The 16016-nt window shown below is 73.7% G+C and carries 13 protein-coding genes; 8 read left to right on the top strand and 5 right to left on the bottom strand.

Annotation, left to right across the window (positions count from 1 at the left end):
* A partial coding sequence (locus BU52_RS26915) for a tetratricopeptide repeat protein (RefSeq protein ID WP_037939063.1) occupies positions 1-1277 on the top strand: 1277 nt, incomplete at its 5' end.
* A gap of 48 nt (positions 1278-1325) precedes the next feature.
* On the top strand, positions 1326-2894 hold the full coding sequence (locus BU52_RS26910) for a phytoene desaturase family protein (protein ID WP_200881303.1): 1569 nt from the start codon (positions 1326-1328) through the stop codon (positions 2892-2894).
* 111 nt (positions 2895-3005) lie between these two features.
* Here BU52_RS26910 and BU52_RS26905 read toward each other — a convergent pair whose 3' ends face one another.
* Positions 3006-4769: an alkaline phosphatase family protein gene (locus BU52_RS26905; RefSeq protein WP_051858617.1), complete on the bottom strand. Its 1764-nt coding sequence runs from the start codon at positions 4767-4769 to the stop codon at positions 3006-3008.
* Between the two features lie 229 nt (positions 4770-4998).
* On the opposite strand from BU52_RS26905, the gene BU52_RS26900 reads away from it, so the two are divergent.
* From BU52_RS26900 to BU52_RS26885, 4 genes are all read left to right on the top strand, one after another.
* Positions 4999-5241, top strand: coding sequence for a DUF397 domain-containing protein (locus tag BU52_RS26900; protein ID WP_037939058.1), 243 nt, complete (start codon positions 4999-5001; stop codon positions 5239-5241).
* Positions 5242-5387: 146 nt separating this feature from the next.
* Entirely contained in the window at positions 5388-6293 is a 906-nt protein-coding gene (locus tag BU52_RS26895; protein ID WP_037939056.1) for a universal stress protein, read from the top strand.
* Between the two features lie 55 nt (positions 6294-6348).
* Positions 6349-6951 (top strand): CGNR zinc finger domain-containing protein, encoded by a 603-nt coding sequence (locus BU52_RS26890; protein WP_037939054.1) that lies wholly within the window; start codon positions 6349-6351, stop codon positions 6949-6951.
* A gap of 57 nt (positions 6952-7008) precedes the next feature.
* Positions 7009-7506: a glycosyltransferase family protein gene (locus BU52_RS26885; protein WP_037939053.1), complete on the top strand. Its 498-nt coding sequence runs from the start codon at positions 7009-7011 to the stop codon at positions 7504-7506.
* Between the two features lie 54 nt (positions 7507-7560).
* Here BU52_RS26885 and BU52_RS26880 read toward each other — a convergent pair whose 3' ends face one another.
* Positions 7561-9561, bottom strand: coding sequence for an N-acetylmuramoyl-L-alanine amidase (locus tag BU52_RS26880; RefSeq protein WP_037939052.1), 2001 nt, complete (start codon positions 9559-9561; stop codon positions 7561-7563).
* Positions 9562-9818: 257 nt separating this feature from the next.
* Positions 9819-10946 carry an aminoglycoside phosphotransferase family protein gene (locus BU52_RS26875; RefSeq protein WP_037939050.1) on the bottom strand — a complete coding sequence of 376 codons (1128 nt, stop codon included), beginning with the start codon at positions 10944-10946 and terminating at the stop codon, positions 9819-9821.
* A 234-nt stretch (positions 10947-11180) separates the two neighbouring features.
* Here BU52_RS26875 and BU52_RS26870 point away from each other — a divergent pair, with 234 nt between their 5' ends.
* Positions 11181-12671: a DNA-binding protein NsdB gene (locus BU52_RS26870; RefSeq protein ID WP_037939047.1), complete on the top strand. Its 1491-nt coding sequence runs from the start codon at positions 11181-11183 to the stop codon at positions 12669-12671.
* Between the two features lie 21 nt (positions 12672-12692).
* Here the strand turns inward: BU52_RS26870 and BU52_RS26865 are convergent, their stop codons facing one another.
* Together BU52_RS26865 and BU52_RS26860 are read right to left on the bottom strand one after the other, a co-directional pair.
* Positions 12693-14108 carry a PP2C family protein-serine/threonine phosphatase gene (locus BU52_RS26865; RefSeq protein ID WP_037939045.1) on the bottom strand — a complete coding sequence of 472 codons (1416 nt, stop codon included), beginning with the start codon at positions 14106-14108 and terminating at the stop codon, positions 12693-12695.
* Between the two features lie 296 nt (positions 14109-14404).
* Positions 14405-15499 carry a baeRF3 domain-containing protein gene (locus BU52_RS26860; RefSeq protein WP_037939042.1) on the bottom strand — a complete coding sequence of 365 codons (1095 nt, stop codon included), beginning with the start codon at positions 15497-15499 and terminating at the stop codon, positions 14405-14407.
* Between the two features lie 111 nt (positions 15500-15610).
* On the opposite strand from BU52_RS26860, the gene BU52_RS26855 reads away from it, so the two are divergent.
* Entirely contained in the window at positions 15611-16012 is a 402-nt protein-coding gene (locus BU52_RS26855) for a hypothetical protein (RefSeq protein WP_051858614.1), read from the top strand.
* Positions 16013-16016: the final 4 nt, after the last annotated feature.

Here is a 16016-nt window from a genome sequence, read left to right as displayed (position 1 = left end):
ACCGGGCGGCCGGCGCGGGACCGCGCACCGCGCCCCCCGACCCGGCGGGCGGCCTGGCGGGCGAGTGGATCGCCCGCCCCGGCACCGGCCCCCGCGCGCAGTCCGCGCCACAGGAGCGGCCCGCCCCCTCGCTGGAGGCCCTGGCGGCCCTCACCGGGCGGCACAACGCGGGTCTGAGCCTGGGACGCCTCGGCCGCTGGACGGAGGCCGGCGAGGTGCACCGCGCGGTCGCCGCCGAACGGGAGCACCTCCTCGGACCCGACCACCCCGACACCCTCGCCAGCCGCTTCGAGGTCGCGTTCTCCCTCAGCCGCACCGGCCGCGCCGCCGACGCGCTGCGCGCGTACAAGCGGGTGACCGCGGCCCGCATCCGCGTGCTCGGCCCGGACCACTCCGACACCCTGGCCGCCCGTCAGGAAATGGCCCACGTCCTCGCCCGGCTGAGCCGCCCCTTCGACGCCCACCAGGTGTATCTGTCGGTGCTCGCGGCCCGCGAGCGGACCATGGGGCAGGACCACCCCGACACCCTGCGCTGCCGCCACGACCTCGCCTTCAACCTCGGCAGGCTGGGACGCCTGGAGGACTCGTACGGCATGGCGTGCGAGGTGGCCGCCGCCCGCGCCCGGGTGCTCGGCCCCGAGCACCCCGACACCCTCGCCACCCGGTACGAGGCCGCCTACACACTCGGACGCCTCGGCCGCTGGGCGGAGGCCCTGGAGACCTGCCGCGAGGTCGCCGACGCCCGCGCGAGAGCGCTCGGTCCGGACCACCCCGACACCCTCGCCGCCCGCCACGAGACCGGCATCGGCCTCGGCCGGCTGGGCCGCACCGCGCAGGCCCTCGACCTCTACCGCGGTCTGGTCGAGGACCGTATCCGCGTGCAGGGACCCACCCACCCCGAGACCCTGCGCGCCCGGCACGGCATCGGCGTCAACCTCGGCCGCCTCGGCCGCTGGGTGGACGCACTCGCCGAGTCCCGCGACGTCTGCGTGCTGCGGGAGCGGGTCCTCGGCGCCGATCACCCGGACACCCTGGTCAGCCGTCGTGAGGTCGCCGTCGGGCTGGGCTGGCTGGGCCGGTGGGCGGAGGCGCTGACCGAGTACCGGAGGGTGGCCGACGCCCGTGAGCGGGTCCTGGGCGCGGACCACCCCGACACCCTCACCGCCCGCGACGACGAGGCGCACTGCCTGGAGCGGCTGGGCCGTGGCAGGGAGGCGGCGGGGCTCCACCGCGGGGTGGCGGCGGTGCGGCAGCAGGGAGCGGCCGGAGGCGCGTGACGCGGACCGCCTCTGGCCGGTGCGGATCATCACGTGTTACGAAGAACCATGACCGCACCCGAGGGATCCCGGACGTACGACGCCGTCATCGTCGGCGCGGGCCACAACGGCCTCGTCGCCGCCGCCTACCTGGCCCGGGCCGGGCGTTCCGTGCTGGTGCTGGAGCGGCTGGACCACACCGGCGGGGCGGCTGTCTCCACCCGGCCGTTCGCGGGCGTCGACGCTCGGCTGTCCCGGTACTCGTACCTGGTCAGCCTGCTGCCCCGGAAAATCGTCCAGGATCTGGGGCTCGACTTCCGGCTGCGCACCCGCACCATCTCCTCGTACACTCCCACCGAACGCGGTGGGCGGCCCACCGGGCTGCTCGTCGGCGGCGGGGAACAGCGCACCCGCGAGGCGTTCGCCCGCCTCACCGGCTCCGACCGCGAACACCGGGCCTGGCAGCGCTTCTACGACATGACGGGCCGGGTCGCCCGCCGGGTCTTCCCGACCCTGACCCGGCCGCTGCCCACCCGCGACGAACTGCGCCGCACCGTCGACGACGACGAGGCCTGGCGCATCCTCTTCGAGGAACCCCTCGGCGTCGCCGTCGAGGAGCAGTTCACCGACGACCTGGTGCGCGGTGTCGTCCTCACCGACGCCCTCATCGGCACCTTCGCCGACGCCCACGACCCGTCCCTGAAACAGAACCGCTGCTTCCTCTACCACGTCATCGGCGGCGGCACCGGCGCCTGGGACGTCCCGGTCGGCGGCATGGGCGCCCTCACCGACGCGCTGGCCGACGCCGCCCGCGCCGCCGGCGCGGTCATCGCCACCGGACACCGCGCGGTGCGCATCGACACCGACGGCCGCACGGCCGAGGTCACCCACCGCACCGCCGACGGCGAGCACGTGGCCGCCGCGCGGCACGTCCTGGTCAACGCGTCCCCGCAGGAACTGGCCACCCTCACCGGCGACGAGCCTCCACCCCGGGCCGAGGGAGCCCAGCTCAAGGTGAACATGCTCCTCGAGCGGCTGCCCAGGCTGCGTGACACCTCCGTCGACCCGCGCGAGGCGTTCGCCGGGACCTTCCACATCGCCGAGGGCTACGGGCAGCTGTCCGCCGCCCATGCCCAGGCCGCCGCCGGCCGGCTGCCCGCCACGCCGCCCTCCGAGATCTACTGCCACTCACTCACCGACCCGACGATCCTCGGCCCGGACCTGGCCGCCCGGGGCTACCAGACCCTCACCCTGTTCGGACTGCACACCCCCGCCCGGCTGTTCGAGCGGGACAACGACGCCGTGCGCGAGGAACTGCTGACGTCGACCCTCGCCCAGCTCGACGCCCACCTGGCCGAACCCCTCGCCGACTGCCTGGCCACCGACGCCGACGGGCGCCCCTGCCTGGAGGCCAGGTCCCCGCTGGACCTGGAGCGTGACCTCGGGCTGCCCGGCGGCAACATCTTCCACCGTGAGCTGTCCTGGCCCCACGCCCAGGACGGCACCGGCCGCTGGGGTGTCGAGACCCGGCACGCGAACGTGCTGCTGTGCGGAGCGGGCGCGGTGCGCGGCGGCGGGGTCAGCGGAGTGCCGGGCCACAACGCGGCCATGGCGGCCCTGGGGGCGGGGGAGGGCTGACGGCCCCGCTTCACCAGCCGGTGGACGGAGTGGGCAGTGGGGGATCCGGGGGCAGCGCCCCCGGGGGGACGGGAAGGGCGGCGGGGTCGGACCACCCCGCCGGCGCACCGGCTACCGCGGTCCGTACGCCGTCATGAAGCGGTCGCGGAACTTGTCCATGCCCCAACGCGGAGCGTCCGGTGCGGGCTTGAGGCCGTCGGTCCAGCCCCAGTCGGCCACCCGGTCCAGCACCTTCGGATCCTTGGCCACGATGGTGACCGGTACGTCCTTCCCGGTGTCCCCCGCGGTCACGGTGGGCACCGGCTGATGATCGCCGAGAAAGACCAGCACCGTGTTCTCGTCGCCGTACCGCTCGACCCACTCGGTGAGGCTGCGCAGTGAGTACTCGATGGCCCGCCGGTATTCGGTGCGCACCCTGTCCGGGTCCTTCCAGACCTCCTTGGGATCCGTGCCCTCCTTCTTGATCCCGTGGAACACCGAGCCGTCACCGAGGTCGTCCCAGTCGATCACCCGCGCGATCGGGGACCAGGGATTGTGGCTCGAGGCGAGGATGATCTCCGCCATGATCGGCTCGCGCTCCTTCCTGCCGTGTTCCAGGCGTTCGAAGGCCTCCAGGCTGAACTGGTCGGGCACGGGGGTCCAGCTGAAGTACGGCCCGCGGTAGCCGAGGTGCTCCGAGTCGTAGATGTGGTCCAGGCCGAAGAACCTGCCCTCCGGCCAGGCCCGCCGCACTCCGGGCACGATGCCGACGGTGCGCCAGTCGCCCGTCCTGCGGAAGTAGTTCGTGAGGGTCATGCGGTCACTGGTGGTCAGGGAGCGATAGCGCTGCTGGTTCTTGATCCACAGTCCGGACAGGAAGGTCGAGTGGGCCAGCCAGCTGCCGGCGCCCGTCACCGGGGAGGTGAGCCAGCCGCTGCGGGAGGCGAAACCGGCCTCCTGCAGTCTCCGCGTGCCGTCCTTCAGGGCCGCGTCGACCGGCTCCGCCATCGCCGGGTCGTCGATCGCCACCCGGCCGTAGCTCTCGATGAACGTGAACAGCACGTCCTTGCCGCGCAGCCCGGTGAGCAGCTGGTCCGGCGGCGTCTTCGCGAAGGCGTCGACGGCGGCCTGCTTCTCGAAGACCCGCGCGTCGCGCAGCCCGGCCCGCACCTGTTCCACCCGGTTGCCCAGCAGGTCCGCGTTGCTCCGGGCGGCGACCGGCACACCGGAGTTCTGCACGCCCAGCGTGACGCAGGTGATCCACACGACGCCCAGGACCAGGGTCGTACGGGTGGCGACGGGACGGTGGCGGACCATCAGGCCGGTCAGCCGGACCGTCGCCAGCGTCATCAGCACCAGCACGGCCAGGAACAGCCCGATCACACCGATCACGGCGAGCACCTGCCCGCCCCGCCCGAACGACTCCCGGACGAAGTCCGCCGCGTCGTCGAGCAGGATCCAGTCGAGCACCAGGTCGAAGGGACGGGCCAGTACCTGGTAGAAGCCCATGTCCACGACCTTCAGGACGGTGACCAGACCGAGGAGCAGCCCCACGACGACCGCTGTGATCCGCCGGAACCTCGGCGGCAGCGCCAGCAGCAGCGCCGCGAGGAGAATCCCCTCGGCGGGCAGCCGGAGGAACTCGACCGGCTCCAGCCGCTCGACACGGTTGGGCAGGAGAAGCGCGACCAGCACCAGGACCCCGGCGAGAACGGTGGTCCCCACGGTGACGCCGCGCGCCGTACGGGGCCAGCGGCGGCGCCAGCCGAACCAGCCCGGCGGTGTGAGGTCCGGCGTTCTCCCGGCGGCCTCGTCCGGCGCGACCGGGTCGTCGTCCCGGTCCGCTCCGCCCTCGGTGGCGTCCGGCAGTCGGCGGGAGCGAATGAAGAGCGACACCCGGGGGTCCTTCCGTGCGGTACTGCGATGGCATGGCGAACAAGGGCCGGTGACGGGCCCGCCCCCACCAGTACGGACGTCCGCGGTCATGGGTTCACGCCGCGCCGTCCCGTTCTCCCCGCCCGCCGGGGGACTCCCCGGGACGCCCCGGTGCCCTTCCCGCGGCCTGTCGGGGGCAGGACCCGGTCGCTAGGCTGACCGCGGACGACGAATCGGGAGGAGCACGGACGTGGCCGAGAGCACCACCCAGCAGCGCGGGCTCACGGGCTGGCACAAGCCGGACCTGGACCTCAGCAACGCACAGTGGCAGTCCAGCAGCAGAGGCCTGGGCGATGTCCAGATCGCCTTCGTGGAGGGTTTCATCGCCATGCGCAACAGTGGCCGCCCGGAGAGCCCCTCCTTGATCTTCACGCCCGCCGAGTGGGGCGCGTTCGTGTCCGGGGCGCGCGAGGGCGAGTTCGACCTGACGTGAGAGGGGCGGCCGTCGGGGGACGGCCGGCCGCGGGGACGTGTTCCCCGCGTTTTTCCGGACACGCGAGCTGAAGCGCCGTCGCCGGGCCGTGCCTGAGTCAGGCTGGCCCGGGGAAGGCGAAGGTCGTACTCCGGAGGCGAGGAATGATGAGCACCCAGCCGGTCGTCGCGGCGGTGGACGGTTCGGAAGACAGCCTGCGTGCCCTGGAGTGGGCACTCGACGCCGCCCGCCGGCGCGAGGCCCCGCTGCGTGTGGTGCACGTGCGGCAGTACGCCCCGTGGGCGCAGCCCGAGGTCCTGGCGGCCGGGCCGCCCGACCCCGACGAGGACCCGGTCCTCGACCAGGTCCGCGCCCACCTGGCGAAGGAGGCCGCGCTCCCCGCCGTGGAGTACGTCGCCCTGGAGGGCGCGCCGGGCGCGCTGCTGCCGGAGGCGGGGGCGACGGCCCGGCTGCTGGTGCTGGGTTCCCGCGGCCGCGGGGGGTTCGCCAGCCTGCTGCTGGGTTCCAATTCCCTGTCGGCGGCACGCGACACCGAGTGTCCCGTCGTGGTGGTGCCCCGGTCGCGGGGCGAGGACGGCGGGGCCGCGCCCTCCGGGTCCGGCCGGCCCGTGGTGGTCGGCCTGCACGCCGACAGCCCCGACGAGGCGACCCTCGCCTTCGCCTTCGCCGAAGCCGCCCTGCGCGGCGTGCGGCTGCGGATCGTCGCCGCGTATCCGTGGCCGCTGCAGACCTGGATGCTGCCGGGGGAGATGCCACCGCCGGAGATCGACCAGGACGCCGTCGAGCACGAGACGCGCACCCTCGCCGAGGGGTTCCTCGCCGCGCACCGGGAACGGCACCCCGGGGTCACCGCCGAGACCGACGTGCTGCCGGGCGATGCCGCCGGTCACCTGGTCGAGGCGTCCCAGGACGCGGAGCTGGTCGTCGTGGGACGCCATCGCCGCCGCCTGCTGGCACCCGCCCGGATGATGGGTTCGGTCACCCAGGCGGTACTGCTCCACGCGGCGAGCCCCGTGGCGGTCGTGCCACCGGCCCCGGCGGAGGACGCGTAGCGGCGCGGGGTCACGCCGGAGCACTCAGGGGCGTGGCCCCCTTATCATCAACCGCATGCGGGACTCGATCACCGGGGACGCCCGGCTCGCGCTGGACCTCGCCCTGACCATCCGCCACGACGGCAACGGCGGGGTCACCGACGACCTGACCGGGCCCTCCGCCCTCACCGCCTGGGTGCACGCCCGCCCGGACGCCTTCCCCCACCCGGAGCAGTTCGTCGCCGGGGCCGCCCACCTCACCGCCGTCCGCGACCTGCGCACCGCCCTGCGCACCCTGTTCGCGCACGCCGTCCGCCCCGCCCGGCCGAGCCCCGCGGACGCGACCCGCCTCCTGCCCGTGCCCGAGGCGCTGCGGAGGCTGAACGAGGCCGCCGCCCGCACCCCCACCGTCCCGGTCCTGGACTGGGACGGGGGCGACGGCCCCGTCGTGCGGCGACGGCCCGTTCCGGACGGCGGACAGGACCCGGCCGCCGCGCTCGCCCAGGCCGCCATCGGCTTCCTCGCGGGCCCCGACCGGGAGCGGTTGCGCGCCTGCCACGCCCCGCGCTGCGTCCGCTACTTCCTGAAGGAACACCCGCGCCAGGAGTGGTGCAAGCCGTCCTGCGGCAACCGCGCCCGGGTGGCCCGCCATCACGAGCGGCACCGGCGGGCCGGGTAGCCCTGGCGGCCGTCGCCCGAGCGCCCGTACGCCGGTTCGGGCACGTACCATGGCCGCATGTCGTTCCTCCGCCGCCGCAGTGCCACACCCGCCGGGCCCGACTTCGACGTACTGGCCATGGACCCGGGCGACTGGCCCGGCAACCTGGGCGCCGGGCTGCTGCCCGCCCCCGACGGAAGCTGCCAGGGCGTGTTCCTGCGGTACGACCTTTTCGGCGGCCGCGGCCCGGCGATGATCATCGGGAATCTGCCCGAGGGCTCCCCGGCCCGGGACGTCCCCGAGGGCGAGGTCCCCTTCGAGGTCGGACAACTGCTGCTGGCGCTGGAGAACGACGAGGAGGTGACCGTCGTCGGCACCGAGGACGCGCCGGTGATGCAGGGCGACAACCTGCTGATCGTGCGCCGCGTCAAGCTCTCCGAGGGCCGGATCTCCTGTGTGCAGTTCGACCGCAGTGACAACGTCCTGGTGACCATCGCCGCCTGGGACCGCCCCATCACCGACGACCTGTACGCCCTCCTCAAGCCGCTCCCCGCGGAACTGTTCCAGCAGGGCTGACCCGGGGGCCGGGCCCCGTGGGAACCCGGCCCCCGTGCAGCACGGTCCGGGCCGCTACGACGGCGTCACCGTCACGTCGGCCGCACGCACGAAACCGACCCGGTGGCCGAACTGGATCTCGTAGTACAGGTCCTTGCCCCGCACCACCCGGTGCGAGGCCTCGTCGAAGGTCACCGCGTAGTAGTACTCGCCGGGCACCTTGCCGCCGGTCACGTACTTCTGGCCCTCGAGCATCGTGTACGGCAGGGGCGACACCGCCTGCGCCGGCACCCCTTCCGGGTAGGCCTCCTTCTCCGGGTACGCCCTGCCGTACACAGGCACGGAGCCAAGACCCTTCCGCGGCGTCACGACCTCGGCCTTCGCGGGCACCGCGGCCGGGTTCTCCCCCGGGTTCCTGAACCAGGCCTTCTGACCGAGATACCAGATGGCCGTCCAGTCGCCCCAGCGGTCGGCGACCGCGTACTGCTGTCCCGTGGACACCCGCGAGGACAGATCGTTCACCCCGGTGGTCGGGGCACGGCCGAGGCCGACGTCCCGGATCAGCGGGGAGTTCTCGTCGTGGTCGGAGTAGAGCCGCACGGCGCTGGACCCGTGCGTCGAGCAGGGCTCGCCCGTGGTCTCGCAGCCGGTGAACACCGGACGGTTGGCGGCGTAGTCGGGCCGGATCGTCACCACGCCGGACTTCTTGCCGGCCGTCGCCACCAGGGGCCGGCCGAGGAGTTCGAAGTAGTGCCGCCAGTCCCAGTACGGTCCGGGGTCGGTGTGCATCCCGGGAACGGTCGCCGAGGTCGGGCCGGGCACGGTGTCGTGGCCGAGGATGTGCTGCCGGTCCAGCGGGATGTCGTACTTCTTGGCGAGGTACTTCACCAGCCGGGCCGAGGACCGGTACATCGCCTCCGTGTACCAGGCGTCGGGCTCCGCCAGGAAGCCCTCGTGCTCCAGGCCGATCGACCCCGCGTTGACGTACCAGTTGCCCGCGTGCCACGCCACGTCCTTCGCCTTCACGTGCTGGGCGATGTGGCCGTCGGTGGAGCGCAGGCTGTACTGCCAGGACACGTAGGTGGGGTCCTGCACCATGTCGAGGACGCCCTCCCAGGCGCCCTCCGTGTCATGGACCACGATGTACCGGATCGGCTGCGAGGCGGGCCGGTTCCCCAGGTCGTGGTTACCGTAGTCGCCGTCCCCGAACTCCTCGTACGGAGCGGGGATCCACTCGCACGACACCGTCCGCGGGCACTCGGTCCCGGCGCCGGAGGCGGTGCGCAGTCCGGCGCGCGCCAGCGCGGAGGTGTCCGGCGCGAGTCCGGGACGGGCGTCCAGGGCGACCTGCTGCCCCGCGTCCGTGACACGCTGTTCGCCGGTCCTGATCACCTTGTACACGTCGTTCGCGTACGCCACCGCCGAGGCCGTGTCGTCGGCGCCGGAGAAGAGCGCCACCGCCGCGTACCAGTCCGCGGGGTCCTCGCTCGGGGGCTCGCCCAGCCGTCGTTGCGCCTCGGCCAGCAGTGCGGCGCCGCCCGCCACGTTCGCCGCCGGGTCCTCGCGCAGCCGTTCGGGGCTCAGCCCGGTCAGTCGCGCCGCCCTGGGGAGCGTGGTGAGCCGGTCCGGGAGTTTGGCGGTGCTCGGGGCCCGTGACGCGGGGCGCAGGGGCGGGCGGGCATCGTCGCCGCGGGGGTCCTCGGCTCCCTCGCCGTGGTGCTCGGCCGCGGCGAGTGCGGCGCGGGCGTCCGTGAGGTGCATCGGTCCGTAGCCACCGGTCACGCTCGGGGCCCCGCCGTGCGCGTCCCAGCGGGACTGGAGATAGGAGACGCCCAGCAGCACGCTCCGAGGCACGTCGTACGCGGCGGACGCGGCGGCGAACGCCTGTTGCAGCCGGGCGGTGGGTGGCGGGGCCGGGGTGGGTGCGGCGCCCAGCAGAGGCAGCGTCAGGGCGGCCGCGGCGAGGGCCCGCAGGGCGATGGGGGTCCTCCCGCTCGAGCGAAGCCGAGAGTGGGGGAGGGTGGCGCGTCGTGACGGCCCGGCCGTGGGGCCGGGGTCGGTGGCGGGTGGTCGCAATGCAGCCTCCTGGGACGGACGGGGCACGATGCGCCGTGCGGAGCCGAGCGGTGCGTGTAGTGGTACCGGTCAGCCGATGATCCGTCAATCATGCCCAGGTAGGAGCGAATTCCCTCGTCAGTCGGGGTGTGCGGTTGTTTCGTGGCGGGTGGCGGCGGGGCCTGCGGTGCGTCAGTGGTGTACGCCAATGGTCCCGTGGGCGACGCAATCCCGACTGCCCGCGGTCGCGGCGGCCCCCTGCGGGCAGTCGTCCGGTGTCAGCGTGTGCCGACCGCCGCGCGTACGGCCCGACGGGCGAGTTGGCAGTCGTCGTGCAGACGGCGCAGGATCAGGCGCTGCTCCTCGCCGGACGGTACCGCGCCCGGGTGGGCCGTCGGCGCGGCCTCCTGCATCGAGCGCTGCACGGCCGTCTCGTAGGTACGGACCTCCCGGGTCAGCACCAGCATCAGGTTCACCAGGAAGGCGTCCCGTGCGGCGGGACCTGCGGCCTGGGCGATCTGACTGATCTGACGCCGGGCGGCCGGCGCGTCCCCGAGCACGGACCACAGTGTCGCCAGGTCGTAGCCCGGCAGGTACCAGCCCGCGTGCTCCCAGTCCACCAGCACCGGGCCGGCCGGTGAGATCAGGATGTTCGAGAGCAGGGCGTCGCCGTGGCAGAACTGGCCCATGCCCTGCCGCCCGGTCGCCAGCGCGATGCCGTGCAGCAGCTTCTGCAGGTCGCCGAGGTCCCGGTCGGTGAGCAGCCCCAGCTCGTGGAACCGGGAGATGCGTGCCGCGTAGTCCAGGGGCGCGTCGAACGTCCCGGCCGGCGGCCGCCAGGCGTTCAGCCGGCAGATCGCGCCGAGTGCCGCCCTGATGTCCGCCCGCGGTGGTGCCTCGGCCGGGTGCCGCTGCAGCGCCGCCACCCGGCCGGGCAGCCGCTCGATCACCAGCGTGCAGTTGTCCGGATCCGCCGCGATCAGCCGGGGCGCCCGCACGGGCGGGCGGTGCCGGACGAACGAGCGGTATGCCCCTATCTCGTGCCGGATCCGCTCACTCCATGCGGGGGAGTGGTCCAGTAAGCACTTGGCGACCGCGGTGGTCCGGCCGGTGGTGCCGACCAGGAGGACGGACCTGCCGGTGCGGCGCAGTACCTGGACCGGCGCGAACTCCGGGCAGATGCGGTGCACCGAGGCGAGCGCGGTGCGCAACTGGGCGCCCTGCGGGCCGGACAGGTCGAGCCTGCCGCTGAGCGGCTGGGTGCCCGGTCCCGCCGTGCGCCGTGCGCCGCCCGCGCCGAAGACGGGGACCGCCGGTCGCGTGGGGGAGAGGTAGGGGCCGCTGTCCGACGGACGCGGACGCAGCGGCCGGGGCGGGGCGGACACGGAGGACGATGCTGCGTACATGGGTGATACAGATCCCTTCGTGTGCCTGCGACGTCATCGCACCACCCGGCCCGGCCGCCCGGCGCACCCTGGGGGAATGTCCCTGCGGCGACGGGGTCGTGGTGGCGCGTTCCTACTCGACACCCGTTGGCCCCTGGCACACCATCTGGCGCACCCTGGCGAACCCTGGCGAATAGTCGCCCGGCAACCCTCACCGGGCTAGTGTCAACTCAGCCGAGAACCTGGGGGCTTGACGTGAGCGGACAACCCAACACCCGGCTTGCGGACCTGTTCGGCCTGGCCGGCTGGTCCAAGGGCGAACTCGCGAGGCTGGTCAACCGGCAGGCGGCGGCCATGGGCCACCCCCAGCTGGCGACCGACACCTCCCGGGTGCGGCGGTGGATCGACATGGGAGAGATCCCGCGCGATCCCGTACCGCGGGTGCTGGCGGCTCTGTTCACCGAGCGTCTCGGCCGTGTCGTGACCATCGAGGATCTCGGTCTGGTCCGGCACGGGCGTACGGGGAAACGGCCACGCCCCGGGAGTGCGGAACATCCCGACGGAGTGCCGTGGGCGCCCGAGCGGACAGCCGAGGTCCTCACCGAATTCACGGGAATGGACCTCATGCTCAACCGACGCGGCCTGGTGGGCGCGGGCGCCGCGCTCACCGCGGGCTCCGCACTCAGCAGCGCCATGCACGACTGGCTGCACACCGATCCGGCCCTCGCCGCCGACGCTCCCCGACTCGACAACCCCCTGCACGCCGAACCCGCCGGGTTCGACCGTTACGAGGCCGCCCCCATCGGCTCGCAGGAGATCGAGGAACTGGAACGCTCCGTGGAGGTGTTCCGCGCCTGGGACGCCGCCCGGGGCGGCGGCCTCCAGCGCAAGGCGGTGGTCGGCCAGCTCAACGAGGTGGGCGGCATGCTCACCTACCACCACCCACCCCACCTCCAGCGGCGCCTGTGGGGCGTCGCCGCCAACCTCGCCGTGCTCGCCGGCTGGATGTCGCACGACGTCGGCATGGAACCCACGGCTCAGAAGTACTTCGTCATCGCCGCCCACGCGGCCCGGGAGGGCGGCGACCGGCCGCGTGCCGGTGAGGCGCTGTCCAGGGCGGCCCGCCAGATGGTGCACCTCGGGCGGCCCGACGAGGCGATGGACCTGATGAAGCTCGCCCAGTCCGGCTCGGGCGAGGAGGTACTGCCGCGCACCCGCGCCATGTTCCACACCATCGAGGCCTGGGCGCAGGCGTCCATGGGCAAGGGCCAGGCGATGCGCCGCACCCTGGGCCGTGCCGAGGACCTGTTCGTCTCCGACAAGGGGGACGTGCCACCGCCGAACTGGATGCAGCTGTTCAACGAGGCGGACCTGTACGGCATGCAGGCCCTGGCCTACCGGACGCTCGCCGAGTTCGAGCCGGACGCGGCAGCGCACGCCCAGCACTACGCGGACAAGGCGCTGGCCCTGCGGGTCGATGCCCAGCAGCGGTCGAAGATCTTCGACTTCCTGTCGATGGCCTCCGCGTGCTTCATCGCGGACGATCCCGAGCAGGCGGACCGGTTCGCGCGCCTGGCCCTGGTGTCGATGGGGCAGAACTCCTCGCGCCGCACCTGGGACCGGCTCCGTCAGATGTACCGGCTCACCGCCGAGTACGCGTCGTACCCGAAGATCCAGGAGCTCAGGGAGGAGATCGAGCTGGCACTGCCCAAGCCGCGGGGCAAGGGCGGCGGTGCCCGGGTCTGAGGGGCCGCTCTTCCGGGGGCGTCAGGAGGCGACCCGGGCCACCAGCACGCAGGCGTGGTCCGCGCGGCCGTCCTCGCCGAACTCCCGTACCACCGCACGGACGCAGTCCTGCGCGGTGCGGGCCGCGGCGAACCCGCGAGCCAGGCCGAGGAGCCGGTGGACGGCGGTGGCTCCGGCGTGTCCGGGCACCAGGCCGTCGGTGTGCACCAGCAGGAGGTCCCCGACCTCGAGTGTCTCCTCGGTCTGTCCGTAGGAGGAGCCCGGGGCGGCGCCGAGCAGTACACCCCGCGGCGCGTCCAGCACCCGCCCCGTCCCGCCGCGGAACAGCAGCGGGGCGGGGTGTCCGGCCTGCGCCCACACCAGTGAGCGGGTCGCGGGGCGGTAGCGCAGACAGACGGCACTGCCCAGTGCGGGCCGCACGGTGGCGTCAAGCAACCGGTTCAGACAGGTGAGGAGCGGACCCGGCTCGGTGCCGGTCATGGCCATCCCGCGCACGGCGCCGAGCAGCATCACCATGCCGGACGCCGCACCGGCCCCGCGCCCGGTCAGGTCTCCGGCACTGAACAGCAGGGCGCCGTCGGACAGTTCCAGGGCGTCGTACCAGTCGCCGCCGGCCGGCTGCTGCGCCGACGGCGGCAGACGGGCGGCGGCGACGTCCAGGGCCCGCGGCCCGTCGTGCGGGAGCCGCAGGGAGCCGCGCCACGACGGCAGCACGGCTTCCCGCAGCTCGACCGCGAGCCGGTGCTCGGTCCGCGCGGCGTCCTGCCGGTGGTGCAGCGAGTCACGGGTCTCGCCCACCTCCCTGCGGCAGCGGCGCAGTTCGCTGATGTCGCGCAGCACCGCCCACATCGAGGCGGTGCTGCCGTCGGCACCGAGGACCGGTTCGCCCATCATGTGCACGGTCCGTACGCCGTCGTCCGGGCGCCGGACCCGGAACTCCCCGTCGATGGGCCGGGCGTCGACCAGGCAGCCCGTGACCATCGCCGTCAGTCCCGGCCGGTCCTCGTCGAGCACCAGCGACGGCAGTTCGTCGAGGGTGAGCGGGGGAGCGGCCGGGTCGCGGCCCAGGATGCGGTACAGCTCGCCGGACCAGCTCACCTCGTCCGTGAGCAGGTTCCACTCCGCGCTGCCGACCCGGCTCAGCAGGGATTCGTGCCGTGGCGGTACGGCCGGGCCGGGACCGGACGGACCGGGAGCGGTCGGCGGGTCGTCCCGCAGCTGGGCCAGATGCTGGTCCAGGTCGTCGAGGTGGTGAAGCGCCAGGTCGTACAGCGCGCGCCGCCAGCGCTCCCGCGGGTCCGTTCCGTCGGCCGGTGTGCCGCGCCGTACCGCGTCCACGTCGCCCTTGAGCCGCCGGGTCTGCGAGATGAGCGCGTCGACCGGGCCGTGTCCTGGCGGCTGTGCGGCGGGACGGTCCGCGGAGAGGTGGGACGGCATGACGCACTCCGATGCGGGAACGGTACGGCCTTCGGGCGGACGGAAGGGACCGCTACGACTGTCGCACAGCCCGCGACGGCCCGTAAGTGATTCGGCAACACACGACAAGGCGGTGCCCATGGCATATGCCACTGTCTTCACGGGTCATTCGGAGGGATACGCCAGAGGCGTGACCGTCTCCTCAACTCTCATGCTACGCAAGTGATATGACGTCCCGTCGACGGACGGGACGTCATTCACTCGTGCGTTCGACGGTCAGGTGTCTGTTCGTGTGGCGACCGATGAGCGGCCCGCACTCAGTAGCGCAGCACCGCAGCCATCCCGTCCGCGTCCCCGAGGGCGCCGTCCGGGACGAAGCGGACCTCGGCTCCGGTCTCCAGGCACTGCTCGACGATCTCGTCGACGATGTCCTCGCGGGCGTCCAGGTCGCCGTCCTCGGCGACGATCAGGTGGTCACCGGCGTCGCGCACCGTGATCCGGTAGTTCTCCTCGACGGCCAGCAGCCGGACCCGGCCCTCCCGGGCGCTCTGCCACAGCTCGTCGACTCCGGCCGCGAACTCCTTGCGCCCTCGCGCCGATTCCAGGGACCGCGCCACGTCCTCGGCGCGCTTGCGCGCCTCGTCCTCGAGCACCGGCCGCACGGCCTGCCACACCGACTCGTGCGTACCGTGCGCGAGCCCGCCGTGCGGGACGTGCACGGCGTCCTTGGTCGCACCGCCCGCCTCACTCAGCAGGGACAGGGCGGCGGGCTCACCGGTGACGTACAGGGGACGCGGATGGTCGCGCAGGAGCGCGCCCATCGCCGCGTCGGCCTCGCGCAGGAACCGCCGGGTGTCCTCGTCGCGGAAGTTGCTGGGCTGGTCGCCGACCCTCTCCTGCCGCTCGGGGTCGAAGTTCCGCTCCTCGCGGATCAGCGGGAAGCCGCCGGCGTGCTCCTCGGCGACCCGGTCCGCACCGCCGCTCCACAGCGTCGCCCGGTCGGCGGACACGGACAGCACCCAGAACGGCCTCTCCGCCGTGTGGGCGGAGACGAGGTTGCGGGTGAGGAAGGTGTCCGAGAGGACCACACGCTCGGGCACGCTGCGGGCGAGGGACCACACCTGGTGCTCGCCCGGGGCGGCGAAGATCACCAGGCCGTCCTCGGAGTGCGCCAGGTCGACCTCGGCCAGGGCCCGGTCGAGGTGGTGGGCCACGTCGGCACGCCGGTCCCGGGTGACCGCGGGATCGGCCTCAAGCCGCTTCTTGGCCTCGGCCACCACGTTGCGCAGCCGGACCGCGTCCTGGGCGTTGAGGGGCTCGCGCCGGTGCGTGGGCGTCAGCACGGACACCGCGGGATAGGGGCGCGGACGACGAAGCTCGGCAAGGGTCGCGGGACTCAGATCGTGCTCCATGACAGCACCATAGGGCGGATTCCGCGGTAGGGCATTCGGTGCAAAGGCCGCGGTGCCCGAGTGGGGCCGCATGCGGCTGCGGCCGCATGCTGGTGGGGGAGGTGACCACCGATGGCGCAGCTGGACGTGGAGCGGTGGGCGGACGCGCGGACACTCGTCGTCCGCCTGTCGTGGCGGGAGACGCTCATCGCCCGGCGCCGCGCGGTGCGCGTGCCCCTGTCCGAGGTGCGGGCGGCGGGCCTGGAGCACGACTGGTGGCGCGCGCTGCGCGGCACGCCGGTCACCGGCCGCTGCCGTCCGGGCCGGTTCTGCGTGGGGGAACGGGAGCATCCGCTCGGCCGGGACTTCGTGGCCGTGCGCGCGGGGGCGCCGGCGGTGGTGGTGGACCTGAGGCACCCCGTCCCGTTCGTGCGCCTGGCCGTCTCCGTGCCCGACGCCGCGGGGGCCGTGGCGACGCTGCGCCGGCTTCTCGGCCGGGACGGCGGCGCGTACGGGTTCGTGGCCTCCGGGTAGCGGG

Origin of the sequence: Streptomyces toyocaensis (assembly GCF_000725125.1) — a bacterium.
Classification (GTDB): domain Bacteria; phylum Actinomycetota; class Actinomycetes; order Streptomycetales; family Streptomycetaceae; genus Streptomyces; species Streptomyces toyocaensis.
Note: the sequence above shows the minus strand (reverse complement) of the source record. Positions and strands in the feature narration are given on the sequence as shown.

What these genes read in the sequence shown, in the direction of transcription:
- BU52_RS26860 (WP_037939042.1), bottom strand. Translation starts at nt 15,499, where the DNA reads ATGGAGCACGATCTGAGTCCCGCGACCCTTGCCGAGCTTCGTCGTCCG.
- BU52_RS26910 (WP_200881303.1), top strand. Translation starts at nt 1,326, where the DNA reads ATGACCGCACCCGAGGGATCCCGGACGTACGACGCCGTCATCGTCGGC.
- BU52_RS26890 (WP_037939054.1), top strand. Translation starts at nt 6,349, where the DNA reads ATGCGGGACTCGATCACCGGGGACGCCCGGCTCGCGCTGGACCTCGCC.
- BU52_RS26895 (WP_037939056.1), top strand. Translation starts at nt 5,388, where the DNA reads ATGAGCACCCAGCCGGTCGTCGCGGCGGTGGACGGTTCGGAAGACAGC.
- BU52_RS26865 (WP_037939045.1), bottom strand. Translation starts at nt 14,108, where the DNA reads ATGCCGTCCCACCTCTCCGCGGACCGTCCCGCCGCACAGCCGCCAGGA.
- BU52_RS26875 (WP_037939050.1), bottom strand. Translation starts at nt 10,946, where the DNA reads ATGTACGCAGCATCGTCCTCCGTGTCCGCCCCGCCCCGGCCGCTGCGT.
- BU52_RS26855 (WP_051858614.1), top strand. Translation starts at nt 15,611, where the DNA reads ATGGCGCAGCTGGACGTGGAGCGGTGGGCGGACGCGCGGACACTCGTC.
- BU52_RS26885 (WP_037939053.1), top strand. Translation starts at nt 7,009, where the DNA reads ATGTCGTTCCTCCGCCGCCGCAGTGCCACACCCGCCGGGCCCGACTTC.